Genomic DNA, 15,347 nt, shown 5'->3' with positions numbered 1-15,347 from the left:
AACGTCACAGCGGCACCGAGCCCCCGGGCTCCTTGCAGGCCAACCCGCCCCGAGCCAGACGCTACGAACACCGACTGTCAGTCGCGGCACCTACTGTGCGCTCATGAACGACAACCCACAGAAACCGACTCCGCGTCAGAGCTCAGCTCACTCCGAGACCATGCAAGGGGCAGCCCCACCCGAGGGTTCGGAAGCCGATGGAACAACGAAGGGCATCGCCCTGTATCACGACATGCGGGTCGAAGAGGACTTCACCAAGTGCGCCACCCGCCTCTTCTCGATCCTCAAGCAAGCCGCCGCTACCAACCCCGGCGCCCCGCGCTACCTCTTCCTCGACGTCCAAGGACACCGCAACGCCGCCGGGGGCTTCGACACCGATGCTTTCGAGATCATCCAGGAGTTCCTGCTGGGCTTCCTCAGCCCCTACCTCACGGAGATCAGCACACCGCTCTACCGGGTGAGAAATCCAGGGCCGCAGCGTGAGGACGTACCTGCCGTCCTGAACATACGAGGCCCGGACCGTGAACACGCCTACGACCATCGCGAACTGCGCGTGCGCAACCGGGAAAGTCACCCCGACCGACGCCGCTCCAGACCTCCGGTCCAGGCCATCGCCGACTATCTCGGTCTCGATGAGCCGATCTGTCTCATCTGCTGGCAGGCGCCGGTGGAGAGGGCCCATGTGGTCCCGGAGTCGCTCGGCGGTTCCAACGATGTGCGCAACTTTGCGCTCCTGTGCCCGCGCCACCACCGTGAGGCCCCTGACGTCGCGGACGCCGAGGCGTTCTGGTCCTGGGTCGACTACGCCTGTGAACGCGACGGCCATATGAAGTGGGAAGGTGTGGATCCCGAGATGCTGGCCAAGGCGGAACGTGTCGGCCTCCGCATCGACACGTCCGGACCGGTGCGAAAGAGCCTTCATCATTTCGGTCGGGTCCGCGACGAACTTGTGCGTCACTACGGCTGGCGTCCGGAGGACTTCGCCGGTGGCGACCACTGGGGTGCACTGATGGAGGAGTTCCACACTGTGATGGACGCCGCGACCAGTACCCACTTCAATGTCGCCAAGAAGGCATCCACCGAGGCATGGGCCTTCGAAGTAGCTCGCAGACGCCTGCGGGACGGGGTGACAGAGCCCGGGGCGGGCGAGGACCTGCGGTCGGCGTCGAGCCATCCGTCGGTTGAACTGGCCGAGCGGACGGTGCGCAAATCACCCGAGAGCGGTTCAGCGCAGAGCCTCGTCGATGCCGCGCGCCGAGCCGACATCGCCACCGAAGCGGCGGCACTCGTGCACGACATCATCGCCTCCGCGGGGGTTTCCAGCGCCGCCGAGGTGCTGCGGGGCATCAAAGAAGAGGTCGCGGACCGCACCGCGCAGTTCGAGCGACTGGCTGACGAGTTGATGGGGCACGCAGTCTGCCGACACTGCGGCCACGCAATAGCCCGAATCGGGGACGCTTCCTGGCGCCATAGTGCCGCGGCGCCCATGTCCCGTGGCTGTCGGGCCGCCAGCTTCGACCGAGACGGCACTTGGGACAATTCCCTCGACCGGGCGTGGAAGGCGAGCCCGCCGAAGACGTATTAGTGAGGTGGCCGCAGACATTGGTAGGGCTGCGACGGCATGTTGCCGAAACCGTTGGGTAACTCGGCTCCTCCCGCAAGGGACACGCTCGACCAACTGTCCGGCCGGCCTTGAGGTGGGGAAGAGTTCACGTCCCCACCTCGGACACCATGAGGCAACCAGGTCCCAGATCTTCGGATCTGGGACCTGGTGCTTTTCCCGGGCATGTGCCCTGCCTCCTTCTTCCCCAGCGGCTGGCAGGGGCCGAGCTATGCGCCGAGCGCCTCGGAAAGCGGGGCCCACCCGGCTCGTCGCCCGCCACTCCGGGGTACGGCCCTGCCCCTCGTGAGGCGGGGCGCTCGCGCCGAACGGCGGCCTCCAACCGGCCGTCGCAGCCGAATCCGGTAGGAGTGACACATTTCACTGGGGGGGTCTCGATGAGTTCGGGGTGGCGGGCTCCGTCGCGAACGCGACCGCATGGGGCTCGTCGAGCACTTCGACGAGGAGACCGGATCCGACGGTTGGACATCGCTACGGGCTCGAGCAGGGGCAGTCTCCCTTCCGGCGGCGAGCAGGTCATTCCCTTCGACCTCAGAACCGTATTTCCGGTGCGGGTGTGGCGAGACCGTCCGTAGGGTGCCCCCGTTCATGGACGGCGAGAGGGGCGCGAGGGATGTTGATCTTTGATGCGGACGACACGTTGTGGGAGAACAACGTGATCTTCGAGCGGGTGATCGACGAGTTCACGGCGTGGATGGCGGGGCCGGGGACCGATCGGGCGGCGGTGCGGGCCGTGTTGGACGAGATCGAGGCGGCCAACACGAGGACGCTGGGGTACGGGAGCAAGATGTTCCTGCGGAGCCTCGGGGAGTGCGTGGAACGGCTGCGGGGGCGGGTGGCCACCGCGGCGGAGCGGGCGCGGATCGCCGGGTGGGAGGCGGCCTTCGCGGGGGATCGGGTGGAGCTGATCCCGGGGGTGGCCGAGACGCTGGCGGAGCTGGCGGGGCGGCACGAGCTGCTGTTGCTGACCAAGGGGGACCGGGAGGAACAGCAGCGGAAGGTGACCGCGTCGGGGCTGACCGGGCACTTCCGCGGCGTGCACATCGTGCCGGAGAAGAACGTCGCCGCCTACGAGGAGCTGACCCGCGGCTACGGGCTGGCGCCGGAGCGGACGTGGATGATCGGGAACTCCCCGAAGTCGGACATCCTGCCGGCGCGGTCGGCGGGGCTGAACGCGGTGTTCATCCCGCACGACCACACCTGGGTGCTGGAGCACGAGGAGTTGGACCCGGGGGACGAGAAGGTGCTGCGGCTGGGGGCGTTCCGGGAGTTGGTGCGGCACTTCTGAACTTCCGGACTTCCGGACTTCTGCGGGACGGGCCCCGGCCATGGCCGGGGCCCTCCGCGGGTCAGAGCGGGTCGGTGGCGGTGAGTCCGCCGGATTCGACGGTCAGCCAGCGGGTGAGCGACAGCTCGCGCAGGAAGCGGTGGTCGTGGCTGACCACGAGGAGGGCGCCCTCGTAGGAGTGCAGGGCGGTGACCAGGCGGCGGACGGAGGACATGTCGAGATTGTTGGTCGGTTCGTCGAGGAGCAGGAGCTGGGGGGCCGGTTCGGCGAGCATCAGGGCGGCCAGGGCGGCCCGGAAGCGTTCGCCGCCGGAGAGGGTGCCGGTCTGTTGGTCGGCGCGGGCGCCCTTGAACAGGAAGCGGGCCAGTCGGGCGCGGATGCGGTTGTCTGTGGCGTCGGGGGCGTAGCGGGCGACGTTCTCGACGACGGTGAGGTCGTGGTCGAGGACCTCGTAGAGGCGCTGCGGGAGGAAGCGGTGGGGGACGTGGACCTCCGCGGTGCCGGCGGCCGGCGGGAGTTCGCCGGCGAGGGTGCGCAGCAGGGTGGTCTTGCCGGAGCCGTTGCGGCCGGTGAGGGCGATCCGTTCGGGGCCGCGCACCTCCAGGTCGGCACGGGTGCCGTAACGGGTGCGCAGGTCGGTGAGGGTGAGGACGGTGCGGCCCGGTGGGACCGCAGTGTAGGGGAGGTCGATGCGGATCTCGTCGTCGTCGCGGACGGCCTCGGTCGCCTCGTCGAGGCGTTCCCTGGCCTCCTGGAGGCGTTCGGTGTGCAGGGCGCGGTGTTTGCCGGCCGAGACCTGAGCCTCCCCCTTGCGGCTGTTCATGACGATCTTGGGTTCGCGCTTCTGGGCGTACATCTTGTCGCCGTAGCGGACCCGACGGGCCAGTTTGACCTGGGCGTCGGCCAGTTCGCGCCGCTGGCGGGCGACGTCGGCCCCGGCGACCCGGACCATCCGCTCGGCCGCCTCCTGTTCGACGGCGAGGGCCTGTTCGTAGGCGGTGAAGTTGCCGCCGTACCAGTGGACGCTCACCCGTCGCCCACCACCCGCGGCCGAGGCTCTCCCGGACTCCCGTCGCACCGCCCCTCTCGTCACGCGGAGGTCGGCGATCCGGTCGACGCGTTCGAGGAGTTCGCGGTCGTGGCTGACCACGACGAGGACCCCGGACCAGGCGGAGACCGCGTCGTAGAGGCGGCGGCGGGCGGGCAGGTCGAGGTTGTTGGTGGGCTCGTCGAGGAGGAGCACGTCGGGGCGGCGGAGCAGCAGGGCGGTGAGGCGGAGGAGGACGGACTCGCCGCCGGAGACCTCGCCGACAGTGCGGTCGAGGTCGAGGGCGCCCAGGCCGAGTTGGTCGAGGGTGGCGCGGGCGCGCTCCTCCACGTCCCAGTCGTCGCCGACGGTGGTGAAGTGCTCCTCGCTCGCGTCGCCGTTCTCGATGGCGTGCAGGGCGGCGCGGGTGGCGGCGATGCCGAGCGCCTCGTCGACCCTGAGGTGGGTGTCGAGGGAGGCGTGCTGCGGGAGGTAGCCGACCTCGCCGACGACCTTGACGCTGCCGGCGGTCGGGGTCAGCTCACCGGCGATCAGCTTCAACAGGGTCGACTTCCCTGAGCCGTTGAGGCCGACGAGGCCGGTGCGCCCGGGGCCGACGGAGAACTGGAAGTCGTCCAGGACGGGGGTGCCGTCGGGCCAGCTGAAGCCGGTGCGGGTGCAGACGACGGCCGCGGTGGGGGCGGTGGAGGGCTTTGACATACGGGTCTCCAGGGAGGTGTGCGCGGGCGGGCGATGCGTGCGCAGGGAGACACCGCGGCAGTGCCGGGGTTCGGGTACGCCGTGCGTACGCCGAGGTCGCGGACGGGGCGCGCGGGGCGGGATCGCTGAGCGAATCGCCGGTCGCGGGCGCGGTGTCTTCCGGACCTCAGACGAGCAACGGCCTTCTCCTGTCGGGAGGGAAACCCGCCGGGGCGCTGCCCGGGCGGGGTGGACGACTACGACCGTAGAGGGTGACCGGCGGGAATGCAAACGCTATTTTTGTTGCGTTTGGCATCTCCGCTGTCCCGACGCCGGCCGCGCGGGCGGGCGTCGGGGGCGGCGTGGTCGTCAGAGGGTGCGGCGTGGTCGTCAGAGGGTGCGCAGGCGGACCCGGGCCGGGCCGGTGGCCTGGAGGGTGATGCCGGCGGCGACCGGCACCTCCTGGTCGATGGCCTCCAGCTCGTGGGAGCGCAGCAGCGTCGCCAGGGCCAGGACGGACTCCAGCATCGAGAAGTGCTGGCCGATGCAGGCGCGCGGGCCGCCGCCGAACGGGAACCAGGCGTAGCGGTGGCGCTCCGCCTCGCGTTCGGGGGCGAAGCGGTCCGGGTCGAACCGCTCGGGGTCCTCCCAGAGGTCCGGGTGGCGGTGGGTGACCCAGGGGGCGACGACGACGTCGGCGCCGGCCGGCAGGGTGAAGCCGGCGACCTCGGTGGCCTCGACGGCGCGGCGGCTGACGACCGGGGCCGCCGGGTAGAGCCGCATGGACTCCTTGAAGGCCCGGGTGAGTCGCGGCAGGCGGTCCAGGTCGGCGGCGGTGGGGGTGCGGTCGCCGAGCACCCGGGCGAGTTCGGCGCGGATCCGGGTCTGTTCGCCGGGGTGCCGGGCGAGCAGATGGAGGGTGAAGGCCATGGAGGTGGCGGTGGTCTCGTGGCCGGCCAGCAGGAAGATCAGGACCTGTTCGCGGACCTCGGTGGCGTCGAGGGTGCCGTCCTCGTCGTTGCCGGCCGCGGCCAGCAGGGAGAGCAGGTCGTCGTGGTCCGAGACCCCGCCGGTGGCGGCGGCCGCGCGGCGTTCGGCGATGATCCGGTCGCACAGCGCGTTGAGTTCGACGGTGGCCCGGCGGTTGCCGAGGTTCCTGGGGGTGGGCCAGTCGCGGGGGACCTTCAGGGGGGCGTAGGCACGGCGTACGACGTAGTCGTTGATGACGGGGGCGGAGCGGTGGATGGCGGCCACCGCGGCCTCCACGTCCAGACCGAAGAGGATCCGGGCGACGGTGCGCAGGGCGAGCCGGTTCATCTCGGGGACGAGGTCGACCACGCCCTCCTCGGCCGACCGCCAGCGGGCCGCGACCGCGTCGGCCTCGGTGGTGACGGCCGTGGCGTAGCCGTCGACCCGGCGCTTGGTGAACAGCGGCTGGACCAGCCGGCGCTGGCGGAGGTAGTCGTCGTCCTGGCTGGTGAGCAGGCCGTTGCCGAACGCCTGGCGGACCTCCTCGTAGAGCGGGTGGTCCTTGCGGAAGTTGGCGGCCTGGGTGCCGAGGATCTGCTGGACGCCTTCGGGCGCGAAGACGGCGTAGAAGACGCTGCGGAGTCCGGGCGGGCCGGCCTCGAGCCGGACCACGTCGCCGTGTTCGCGCTGGGCTCTTAAGAAGGCGCCGAGGGAGTCGCGGCGCAGGTCGAGCAGGGAGCCGATCACGGGGAGCCCGGCGGGTCCGGGGATGGCGGCCGGGGCGCCGCTGCCGGGCGTCCGCGCCGTGCCGGCGCCGGCGCCGGACGAGGAGTTGGTCAGGGACATGCCCCGATTCCTATCCAGGAACGGGCCCGGGAATGTCGTACCCCGGCGTCGAGTGGGTAACGGGTGGCCAGGAGGGGCGACCGGGGGCGGTGGGGCGGGTGGCCGGGAGCCGGCGGGCGGCGCGGCGGCGGCACGTAGCATGGCCCGATGATCGAAAAGCGTGCCGGGCGGGCGGAGCGGGCCACCGCGCAACAGTGCCGGGTGACCGTCTGCCGCGGCTGCTGCTGCGGTGACGCGGCGAAGATCCCGGGGGTCGACCACACCGGGCAGATACCGCGGCTGCGGGCCGCGCTGGACGGGGCGGCGCCGGTCCGCGCCTCGGAGTGCCTGGACGTCTGCGACCAGGCGAACGTGGTCGTGGTGCAGCCCTCGGCGGCCGGGCGGGCCGCGGGCGGGCGGCCGGTGTGGCTGGGGCTGGTCAACGACGACGACGCGCTGGCGGACATCGCCGCCTGGGTGCGGGCCGGCGGGCCGGGCCTGGCGGAGCCGCCCGGCGTGCTGGACCTGTACGCGCTGACGGTGTCCCGGCGGGTGCGGGAGCAGTTGGAGAAGTAGCGGGGAGCCCCGGCCGGGCGGGACCCGGCCTCGGCGCGCGGCGGCGGGCCGACGGGTGTTGGCTGGAGGTATGCGGTCCCTCCTGACGGCGCGCCGCCGGACGCGCCTTCCGGGAACGGCGGGCTGAACGGTGCGCCGGGCAGTGCCGCCCGCTCCCCCGGATCCGGCACCGGGGCCTTTGCACCGCGTCCTGGTGGTCGCGGACGACCCGGCCGTCGCCACGGCCGCCACCGCGGCTCTGGCCCGCGCCGGCCACACCACCGCGTACGCCACCGACGGCTTCACCGCCCTCGAACTGGCCGCGGACTTCCGTCCGCACGTCGTCGTCCTCGATCCGGCGCTGCCGGGGATCCACGGTCTGGGGCTGCGCCGCCGGCTGCGCAGCGGCGCTCGGGCGCCGGTCCCCGTGGTGTCGTTGACCGCGGGCGGCGGGGCGGCAGGAGCGGCGGCGGGCCGCGCCGGGGCGCCGGAGCTGGTCGCGCGGGTGGCCGAGGCGCTGCGCCGGGCCGGGCGTGCGGCGAAGGGCGCCGAGGCCGCGCCCGTCCTGCGGGCCGGGGACCTGACCGCCGATCCCGGGACCGGGCGGGCGGCGCGGGCCGGCCGGGAACTCTCCCTGACGGCGGACGAGTTCGCGCTGCTGGTGTTCCTGATGCGGCACCCGGGGCGGGTCTTCTCCCGGGAGCAGTTGCTCCGGCGGGTCTGGGGGCGGGACTTCGGCGATCTGTCGGCGGTGGCGGCGCTGCTGGCGCGGCTGCGGACGGAACTGGCGGCGGGACCGGACGCGCCGGGTCCGCTGACGGAGGTGTGGGGGTCCGGCTACCGCTTCGGTGCCGGGGGCGACGAGGCGGTCCCGGCGGGCGCGGGCGCACCCGCCGGGGAGACGGTGCCGGTGGGCGGGGCGGCCGGTGCCGCGCCGGGCGTCCTCCGGAACCGGCCGTGGGCCGGGTGACGGGACCGGGTGACGGAGCCGGATGACCGGGCCGCCGGATGACCAAGCCGAATGACGGGACCGGGCCGAATGACGGGACCGGTCCGACCGGCCGCGGGATCCCGGTCGTTGTGCAGCCGGCGCAGCCAGTGCACCCGGCGAGCCCGGCGAGCGGGACGGCGACTCAGGGCCGCGCGAGGCGGTCGCCGTCGGGCGCGTCGGCGCTCTCCGCCGCACGGCGGGAGGGCAGGTCGCGGGCCGTACGGATCGGCGAGGCCAGCAGCATCAGGGCGGCGAGCGGGACGCCCGCGGTGGTGATCCACAGGGCCGTGCGGACGCCGAGCGCCGTGCCGAGCGCACCGCCGAGCAGGGCGCCCAGCGGCAGCGTGCCGTAGTTGAGGAAGGCGGCGCTGGCGGTCACCCGGCCGAGCAGCGCCGGCGGGCAGTACGCCTGCTGGAAGCTCACCTTGAGGATGTTGCCGCCGACCACTCCCGCGCAGATCCCGAAGCCGCCGACGGCGTACAGGACGACGCCGGGCCCGGAGGTGGTGAGCGGGATGAGCAACGCCGCGGCGGGCAGGCCGAGTTCGAAGAGCAGGGTGGCGCGGGCGGTGCCGATCCGGGCGGCGACCCGGCGGACCGCGAGGGCGCCCGCGATCCCGCCGGTGCCGGCCATCGCCAGCAGGGTGCCGACGGTGCCCGGCGACAGCCCGGCCGTGCGGACCAGGAAGACCGGCAGGATCGACTGGTACCCCATCAGGGCGAGGTTGGAGGCGGCGCCGAAGAGCGTCAGGGTGCGGAGCCAGACGTCGCCGGAGACCAGCCGCAGCCCCTCGGCGACCTCGGCGCGCAGGGACCGCCGGGCGCGCTCCCCCGTGCGGTCCGGGCGCGGTTCCCGGTGCCGGATGCCGAGCAGGCAGAGCAGCGAGACCAGGAAGGTGGCCGCGGTGGCGAGCAATCCGTTGGCGGCGCCGACGAGTTGGACCAGGAAGCCGCCCGCGCCCTGCCCGACGAGCTGCGCCGCGGAGGCGCTGCCGTGCAGTTTGGCGTTGCCCTCGGCCTGGTCGGCGGGGGCGAGCAGACCGGGGAGGTAGGCGCTGTAGGCGGTCTGGAAGACCACCGCGGCGGCGCCGCTCAGCAGGGCCGCGCCGCCCAGCACGCCGAGGCCGAGCCCGCCGCACCGGGCGAGGACCGGGACGGCGACGAACACCGCCAGGGAGAGCGCGGCGGCGCCCAGCATCAGGGGGCGGCGGCGGGTGCGGTCCACCCAGACCCCGACCGGCAGCCCGATCAGCAGCCAGGGCAGCCAGCCGCAGGCGCTCAGCAGGCCGACCGCGAAGGTGTCGGCGCGCAGTGCGGCGACCGCCGTCAGCGGCATCGCCACCCCGGTGACCGCGGTGCCGAACCTGCCCGCGGTCTCGCCGCACCACAGCAGCCGGAAGTCGCGGTGGCGACGGAGCAGGCCGCTCACCGCCCGGCCCGCCCGGCGTCGTCCGCTCGGTCGGCGCGGTCCGGGTGCGCGGCGGCGTCCGACCGCGCCGAGCGGTCCGCCCGCGACGTCCGGGGGAAGGACTGGAGCTGGACGATGACGGGCCGCGCGGCACTCGCGCCGGGAGTCGCGGACGCCTGCTCGACCGCCGCGGCCCGCGCGGCGGCCCGGTGCCGGTCGACGACGTCCTCCATCTCCTTGTTCAGCGCCGCCAACTGATCGGGCGTCAGCCTGAGGTCGTGCCACTGCACGATGGCGCCGGCGTCGCGCCACTCCGGGCCCCAGTCCTCGGCGAGGTAGCCGACGACCTGGTGGAAGTGCTGCTGGACGAGTTCGTGGACGTAGACCGAGAGCGGGCCGCGGGCGTCCGGATCGTCGCGGAAGTCCGTGGTGTTGAGCTGGCGGGAGACCGCGACCGCCCGCCACCAGCGCTCGCGCCGGGTGCCGCGGCCGGCCTCCTCCTCGATGAAGTCGTGTGCGGCGAGCTGGCGCAGGTGCCAGCTGACCGTGCCGGTGTTCTCGCCGAGCCGCCGGGAGAGCCCGGTGGCGGTATCCGGGCCGTCGAGGGTCAGCAGTTCCAGGATGCGCATCCGCAGCGGGTGGGCGAGGCCGCGCAGGCTGCGGGCGTCCATCCGGCGGGTGGGGCGCCGCGCGGGGGCGGCGGCGCTGTCGTCCGGTCCGCGGCTCGACGGGGCGCCCCGGGGCACGTCGCCCTGGGGCACCTCGACGCACGGCCCCTCGTCGTGGGTCGTCATGGCCTCAGCGTAGGGATGCAGAGAGTTCTCTGCATGGGTTTCTCTGCAAAGAGTCCTCTGCAACCGGCTGCGAACGGGGTCCGTTGCCCGCAACGGCCGGTGGTCGGTGGTACAGACGGGTGCGCGCGAGAATGGCGGGGTCGACGGCCGCGTTTCGGCCACCGTGGCTGACTATCCTCGGGCGCATCCCCCGCCCCGCGCGATACGAGGTGTGCGACGTGACGGTGATCCTGCTCGCCCTTGCCGCGGCTTGCTGTCTGGGCACCGGGTTCGTCCTCCAGCAGATCGCGGCGCAGCACGCCCCGCCGCAGGACTACCTCTCCTTCCGGCTGCTGCTGGACCTGGTGCGGATGCCGCGCTGGGTGGCCGGAATCGTGCTGATGGTGACGGGGATGGCGCTGGGCGCGGTGGCGCTGGGGATGGGCGACATCACCCTGGTCGAACCGCTGATGGCGACCAACCTGCTGTTCGCGATGGCGCTGGCGCGCCGGCTCTCCCGGCAGCGACTGGGCCACAGCGGCTGGGCCGGCCTGTGCCTGCTGGCGGGCGGGGTGACCGCGTTCATCGTGGCCGGGCAGCCGCACGGCGGGCGCAACAGCGAGGTGGGGCAGCTGGCCCAGTGGCTGATCATGGGCGGGGTGCTGTCCGCCGCCCTGCTGCTGGCGGCGATCGCCAAGCGGGAGCGGGTGCATGTGAGCCTGGAGGCCGCACTGCTGGGGGTGGCGGCCGGACTGCTGTACGGGCTGCAGGACGCGCTGACCCGGATCAGCGGCCTGCGGTTCGGCGCGGGCGGCTGGCGCGCGCTGCTGACGAGCTGGCACCCGTACGCGATCGTGGTGCTCGGGGTGCTGGCGCTGGTGATGGTGCAGAGCGCCTTCGAGTCGGCGCCGCTGCGGATGTCGCTGCCCGCACTGACCGCCGCCCAGCCGCTGGCGGGCATCGCCTGCGGGGTGGGCTTCCTCGGCGACCAGCTGCGGGTGACGCCCGGGGCGCTGGCCTTCCAGGCGGCCGGGATCGCCGCGGTGGTGGCGGGGATCGTACTGATCGGCAGCCATCCGGCGATGCCGCCGGGGGCCGGGGCGACCGACTCCTCGCGGGAGCTCCAGCCCCGCTAGGGCGCGTCCACGAAGTCCCGCCCGCCGTGTCCACCGTCCTGCGCGCGCAGCCGCGCCACGCCGGCCGCGCCGCGCGCCGACCGACACACCGCCGCCCCTTCCCCCTTTATTAATGTTCGACATTAGAATCGGCGCATGCCCAGGACATCAGGCCCCGAGACCCGGGAGAAGTTGATCCGCGCCGCCGAAGAGGTCTTCGCGGCGCAAGGCGTGGACGGCGCCCAGCTGCGCGACATCGTGGCGCTCGCCGGCCAGAGCAATCCCTCGGCGGTGCAGTACCACTTCGGCTCCCGGGCCGGACTGCTGGACGCCGTGATGGCCGGCCGGCTGGCCCGTACGGAGGCGGCCCTGGCGCCGCCGCTGACCACGGCGGAGGCCGGCGCACCGGCGCTCCGGGAGCTGATCGGGCTCCTGGTCACGGCGGAGGCCACCGAGCTGCGCACCGACCGCGGGCGGCGCTGTCTGCGGATCTCCGCGCAGCTCAGCCACGAGAGCGGGGTCCGCAGCGGGGTCCCGCACCCCACCCTCGCCGGGACCGCCTACTGGCGGCTGATCTGCCGGGTGGCGGCGGCGCTGGCAGCCGCCGGGCTGGCGGAGCCGGTGCGGCTGGAGCGGCTGGACCTGGCGCTGACGCTGATCGGCGCGGCGCTGGCCGACCGGGCCCGGCACTACCTGGACGGTGCCGCACCCCTGACGGGCGAAGAGCTGTTTCTCGCCGACCTCACCGGGACGACGACGGCGTTCCTGCTCGCCGCCGCCCCCGAACCGAAGGAGTTCCCATGAGCGAGTCCACCCCGGCGGCCCCGGCAGCGGACCTGACCGGCAAGACCGTCGTCCTCACCGGCGCGGCCCGCGGGCTGGGGGCCGCGGCCGCCGAGCGGGCCGTCGCGGCCGGCGCCCACGTCGTCCTCACCGACGTCCTCCGGGAGGAGGGCGCGGCGACCGCGACGCGGCTCGGCGAGCCGGCCCGCTTCCTGGCCCACGACGTCACCTCCGAGGAGGACTGGCAGCGGGTCGCGGACTTCGCGGTGGCGGAGTTCGGCGGGATCGACGGGCTGGTGAACAACGCCGGGATATCGACCGGGGCGCCCCTGGAGACGATCTCCGCCGACTTCTTCCGCAAGGTCTTGGACGTCAACCTCACCGGCGTCTTCATCGGGATGAAGACCGTGCTGCCGGCCATGAAGGAGCGCGGCGCCGGCTCGATCGTGAACATCTCGTCGGCGGCCGGGCTGATGGGCCTGGCGATGACCGGGGGCTACGGCGCGTCGAAGTGGGGCGTCCGCGGCCTGACCAAGATCGGCGCGGTGGAGTGGGGCACCGCGCGGGTCCGGGTGAACTCCGTGCACCCCGGGATGACCTACACCCCGATGACCGCCCAGGTCGGCATCGAGGTCGGCGAGGGCCGGTACCCCAACACGCCGATGGCCCGGGTCGGCGAGGCGCACGAGATCGCCGGCGCGGTGGCCTTCCTGCTCTCCGACGCCGCCTCGTACATCACCGGCGCCGAGCTGGCGGTGGACGGCGGCTGGACCACCGGGCCGACCGTGAAGTACGTCATGGGACAGTGAGCCGAAGACCGGTGGCGGCGTCCCCGGCACGTCCGCGCGCCGCCACGGGTGGTTCGATGGCCCCATGACCGATCAGCGACCGCGCACCGCGCAGGAGCCGCTCAACGCGGACGAAGTCCTCGATGTCGTCGACGAGCAGGACCGGGTCGTGGGGCAGGCCCCGCGGGCAGTGGCGTACGCCCGCCGGCTGCGCACCCGGTGCGCGTTCATCCTGGTCCGGGACGCCGAGGACCGGATCTTCGTGCACCGGCGGACGCCCCGGAAGCTGGTGTTCCCCTCGCACTACGACATGTTCGTGGGCGGTGTGGTGGGCACCGGCGAGAGCTATGACCAGGCGGCGCTGCGGGAGGCCGAGGAGGAGCTCGGGGTGTCCGGGCTGCCGCGCCCGGAGCCGCTGTTCCGCTTCCTGTACGAGACGCCCGAACACACCTGGTGGTCGGCGGTCTACCAGGTGCGCTGCACGCTTCCGGTGGCGCCCCAGAAGGCGGAGATCGACTGGCACGCCTTCCTGTCCGAGGAGGAGCTGGCCCGACAGCTGGACGTGTGGCCGTGGACCCCGGACGGGCTGGCCGCGTACCGGGAGCTGACGGCCCGGCGGGCGGCCGGGGAGGGCTGAGCCGATGGGTCCGGGCATACGACTGTGGTTCTCCCCGGGGCGGGTGCGCGAGGAGGGCACCACCCCCGACTACCGGTTCTCGCTCGCCAACGAGCGGACCTTCCTCGCCTGGCTGCGCACCGGGCTGGCGCTGGTCGGCGGGGGCTTCGCGGTGGACCAGTTCCTGCCCCGGCTGCACGGCAGCCTGCGGCTCGCCTTCACCGTCGTCCTGCTGGTGGGCGGGGCACTGTGCGCGCTGCGCGCGGTCAACCACTGGGTGCGCTGCGAGCGGGCGATGCGGCGCGGCGAGGACCTGCCGCTCTCCCGCTTCCCGGCCGTGCTGGCGCTGTGCGTCGGGCTGCTGGCGGTGGCGGTGGTCGTGCTGACGCTGATCGGCTGGACGAACTAGCGGGTGGGGGAAGCGATGGGCGCGTCCCAGGGGGCCGGGCGGGGCGGCCGGGCGCCGCGGCCGACGGCCGAGCGGGACCCGGGGCTCCAGCCGGAGCGGACCCGGCTGGCCTGGCGGCGGACGGTGCTGTCGGCCGCTGTGGTGGCGGTGCTGGCCGGCCGGCAGGTGCTGCGCAGCGGGGCGCCGGGCCCGGTCGAGGTGACCCTGGCGGCGCTGGTGGCGCTGGTGTGGGTGGCGTTCGCGGTCGCCGCGGACCTGCGGATGCGGACGATGGCGGCCGGGCGGCCGGCGGCCCTGCCGGCGCGGCTGGCCCTGCTGGTGGCCGGCTGCACGGTCGGGCTGGCGGCGGGCGGCGCGGCGCTGCTGCTACCGGGGCGGTGAGATCGCGGACGGCGGTACGGTGAGCGGGCCCGCGCGGCACCGGCCCGGCTCCGGGATCCGGCGGCCGGCCGCGGTATCCGCACGGACCGACCGACCCATCCCCCGGGAGCGGAACATGACGGACCATCAGCAGGCTTCGGGGGCCGGCGCGAACGGCACCGCCGCCGTCGCCGAGCCCCACCTCACCGAACTCGCCCCGGGCGTCCACGCGTTCGTCCAGCCGGACGGCGGCTGGTGCCTGAACAACGCGGGGTTCGTCACCGACGGCACCGCCACCCTGGTCGTGGACACCGCCGCCACCGAGCGCCGGGCGCGGCTGCTGCGCCGCCGGATCGCGGAGAGCGGCGCCCCCGCGCCCCGCACCCTCGTCAACACCCACCACCACGGCGACCACACCTACGGCAACGGCGTGTTCGCGCCGGAGGCGACGATCATCGGGCACGCGGCCTGCCGGCGGGAGGTGCTGGCCGCCGGCTACCAGTTGCACGCGGTGTGGCCCGAGGTGGCATACGGCGACATCCGGCTGACCCCGCCGGAGGTGACCTTCGAGGACCGCCTGACCGTGCACGTCGGGGAGTGGGAGGTGCACCTGATCCACCCCGGGCCGGCGCACACACCCGGCGACACCATCGTCTGGCTGCCGCGGCAGCGGGTGGTCTTCACCGGGGACCTGATCTTCCACGGGGGCACGCCGTTCCTCCTGATGGGCTCGCTGAGCGGGTCGCTGCGGGCGATCGAGGTGCTGCGGTCGCTGGGCGCCGAGACGGTCGTGCCGGGGCACGGTCCGGTGGCCGGGCCGGAGGTCTACGACGAGGTCGAGCGGTATCTGCGGTACGTCGGGGAGTTGGCGCGGGAGGGTCGGGCGGCCGGGCGGACGCCGCTGGAGGTGGCCCGGGAGGCGGACCCGGGGGCGTTCGGGGGGCTGGCGGAGGGCGAGCGGCTGGTGGCCAACCTGCTGCGGGCCTACGCCGAGCTGGCGGGCGCGGCGCCGGGTGCGCCGCTGGACGCGGCGGCCGGGTTCGGGGCGATGGCGGAACTGAACGGCGGGGTGCTGCCGGCCTGTCACGCCTGAGCGGGGGCCGGTCGGGGCGCCGGGGCG

The 15,347-nt window shown here is 73.9% G+C and carries 15 protein-coding genes; 11 read left to right on the top strand and 4 right to left on the bottom strand.

The features are described from left to right. The first annotated feature begins 103 nt into the window (after positions 1-103). Positions 104-1,585 carry an HNH endonuclease gene (locus SNOUR_RS47515; RefSeq protein WP_174717916.1) on the top strand — a complete coding sequence of 494 codons (1,482 nt, stop codon included), beginning with the start codon at positions 104-106 and terminating at the stop codon, positions 1,583-1,585. Positions 1,586-2,234: 649 nt separating this feature from the next. After that, on the top strand, positions 2,235-2,909 hold the full coding sequence (locus SNOUR_RS30695) for an HAD family hydrolase (protein ID WP_067353461.1): 675 nt from the start codon (positions 2,235-2,237) through the stop codon (positions 2,907-2,909). 61 nt (positions 2,910-2,970) lie between these two features. Here SNOUR_RS30695 and SNOUR_RS30690 read toward each other — a convergent pair whose 3' ends face one another. Continuing rightward, entirely contained in the window at positions 2,971-4,656 is a 1,686-nt protein-coding gene (locus SNOUR_RS30690) for an ABC-F family ATP-binding cassette domain-containing protein (RefSeq protein ID WP_067353459.1), read from the bottom strand. Positions 4,657-5,025: 369 nt separating this feature from the next. After that, positions 5,026-6,450 carry a cytochrome P450 gene (locus SNOUR_RS30685; protein ID WP_067353456.1) on the bottom strand — a complete coding sequence of 475 codons (1,425 nt, stop codon included), beginning with the start codon at positions 6,448-6,450 and terminating at the stop codon, positions 5,026-5,028. Between the two features lie 147 nt (positions 6,451-6,597). Here SNOUR_RS30685 and SNOUR_RS30680 point away from each other — a divergent pair, with 147 nt between their 5' ends. Beyond that, a complete protein-coding gene (locus tag SNOUR_RS30680; protein ID WP_039637761.1) occupies positions 6,598-7,005 on the top strand; it encodes a hypothetical protein in 408 nt (135 codons plus the stop codon). 193 nt (positions 7,006-7,198) lie between these two features. Beyond that, positions 7,199-7,954, top strand: a complete 756-nt coding sequence (locus tag SNOUR_RS30675; protein WP_099055875.1) for a response regulator transcription factor — start codon at positions 7,199-7,201, stop codon at positions 7,952-7,954. A gap of 163 nt (positions 7,955-8,117) precedes the next feature. Here SNOUR_RS30675 and SNOUR_RS30670 read toward each other — a convergent pair whose 3' ends face one another. Together SNOUR_RS30670 and SNOUR_RS30665 are read right to left on the bottom strand one after the other, a co-directional pair. Further along, on the bottom strand, positions 8,118-9,404 hold the full coding sequence (locus tag SNOUR_RS30670) for an MFS transporter (RefSeq protein ID WP_067353452.1): 1,287 nt from the start codon (positions 9,402-9,404) through the stop codon (positions 8,118-8,120). Beyond that, a complete protein-coding gene (locus tag SNOUR_RS30665; protein ID WP_312634156.1) occupies positions 9,401-10,177 on the bottom strand; it encodes a winged helix-turn-helix domain-containing protein in 777 nt (258 codons plus the stop codon). The genes SNOUR_RS30670 and SNOUR_RS30665 overlap by 4 nt, the downstream gene beginning before the upstream one ends. 218 nt (positions 10,178-10,395) lie before the next feature. On the opposite strand from SNOUR_RS30665, the gene SNOUR_RS30660 reads away from it, so the two are divergent. From SNOUR_RS30660 to SNOUR_RS30630, 7 genes are all read left to right on the top strand, one after another. Further along, the gene (locus tag SNOUR_RS30660) at positions 10,396-11,292 is read left to right on the top strand and encodes a DMT family transporter (RefSeq protein ID WP_067353450.1); all 897 of its coding nucleotides are present in this window, start codon (positions 10,396-10,398) and stop codon (positions 11,290-11,292) included. A gap of 135 nt (positions 11,293-11,427) precedes the next feature. Continuing rightward, the gene (locus tag SNOUR_RS30655; protein WP_067353447.1) at positions 11,428-12,075 is read left to right on the top strand and encodes a TetR/AcrR family transcriptional regulator; all 648 of its coding nucleotides are present in this window, start codon (positions 11,428-11,430) and stop codon (positions 12,073-12,075) included. After that, a complete protein-coding gene (locus SNOUR_RS30650; protein WP_067353445.1) occupies positions 12,072-12,863 on the top strand; it encodes a glucose 1-dehydrogenase in 792 nt (263 codons plus the stop codon). Before SNOUR_RS30655 ends, SNOUR_RS30650 begins: the two co-directional genes overlap by 4 nt. A 64-nt stretch (positions 12,864-12,927) precedes the next feature. Beyond that, positions 12,928-13,479 (top strand): NUDIX hydrolase, encoded by a 552-nt coding sequence (locus SNOUR_RS30645; RefSeq protein WP_067353442.1) that lies wholly within the window; start codon positions 12,928-12,930, stop codon positions 13,477-13,479. A gap of 4 nt (positions 13,480-13,483) precedes the next feature. After that, the gene (locus SNOUR_RS30640) at positions 13,484-13,867 is read left to right on the top strand and encodes a YidH family protein (RefSeq protein ID WP_067353439.1); all 384 of its coding nucleotides are present in this window, start codon (positions 13,484-13,486) and stop codon (positions 13,865-13,867) included. A gap of 15 nt (positions 13,868-13,882) precedes the next feature. Next, positions 13,883-14,248 (top strand): DUF202 domain-containing protein, encoded by a 366-nt coding sequence (locus SNOUR_RS30635; protein ID WP_067353436.1) that lies wholly within the window; start codon positions 13,883-13,885, stop codon positions 14,246-14,248. A 115-nt stretch (positions 14,249-14,363) separates the two neighbouring features. After that, positions 14,364-15,320 carry an MBL fold metallo-hydrolase gene (locus SNOUR_RS30630; RefSeq protein WP_067353434.1) on the top strand — a complete coding sequence of 319 codons (957 nt, stop codon included), beginning with the start codon at positions 14,364-14,366 and terminating at the stop codon, positions 15,318-15,320. Positions 15,321-15,347 lie beyond the last annotated feature (27 nt).

The sequence above is a fragment of the Streptomyces noursei ATCC 11455 genome (genome assembly GCF_001704275.1).
GTDB classification, from domain to species: Bacteria; Actinomycetota; Actinomycetes; order Streptomycetales; family Streptomycetaceae; genus Streptomyces; species Streptomyces noursei.
This window is presented reverse-complemented; position numbering and strand designations above follow the sequence as displayed.

Excerpts from the sequence above, each read along its gene's own strand:
- SNOUR_RS47515 (WP_174717916.1), top strand. The coding sequence starts at position 104 with ATGAACGACAACCCACAGAAACCGACTCCGCGTCAGAGCTCAGCTCAC.
- SNOUR_RS30695 (WP_067353461.1), top strand. The coding sequence starts at position 2,235 with ATGTTGATCTTTGATGCGGACGACACGTTGTGGGAGAACAACGTGATC.
- SNOUR_RS30690 (WP_067353459.1), bottom strand. The coding sequence starts at position 4,656 with ATGTCAAAGCCCTCCACCGCCCCCACCGCGGCCGTCGTCTGCACCCGC.
- SNOUR_RS30685 (WP_067353456.1), bottom strand. The coding sequence starts at position 6,450 with ATGTCCCTGACCAACTCCTCGTCCGGCGCCGGCGCCGGCACGGCGCGG.
- SNOUR_RS30680 (WP_039637761.1), top strand. The coding sequence starts at position 6,598 with ATGATCGAAAAGCGTGCCGGGCGGGCGGAGCGGGCCACCGCGCAACAG.
- SNOUR_RS30665 (WP_312634156.1), bottom strand. The coding sequence starts at position 10,177 with ATGACGACCCACGACGAGGGGCCGTGCGTCGAGGTGCCCCAGGGCGAC.
- SNOUR_RS30655 (WP_067353447.1), top strand. The coding sequence starts at position 11,428 with ATGCCCAGGACATCAGGCCCCGAGACCCGGGAGAAGTTGATCCGCGCC.
- SNOUR_RS30650 (WP_067353445.1), top strand. The coding sequence starts at position 12,072 with ATGAGCGAGTCCACCCCGGCGGCCCCGGCAGCGGACCTGACCGGCAAG.
- SNOUR_RS30645 (WP_067353442.1), top strand. The coding sequence starts at position 12,928 with ATGACCGATCAGCGACCGCGCACCGCGCAGGAGCCGCTCAACGCGGAC.
- SNOUR_RS30640 (WP_067353439.1), top strand. The coding sequence starts at position 13,484 with ATGGGTCCGGGCATACGACTGTGGTTCTCCCCGGGGCGGGTGCGCGAG.
- SNOUR_RS30635 (WP_067353436.1), top strand. The coding sequence starts at position 13,883 with ATGGGCGCGTCCCAGGGGGCCGGGCGGGGCGGCCGGGCGCCGCGGCCG.
- SNOUR_RS30630 (WP_067353434.1), top strand. The coding sequence starts at position 14,364 with ATGACGGACCATCAGCAGGCTTCGGGGGCCGGCGCGAACGGCACCGCC.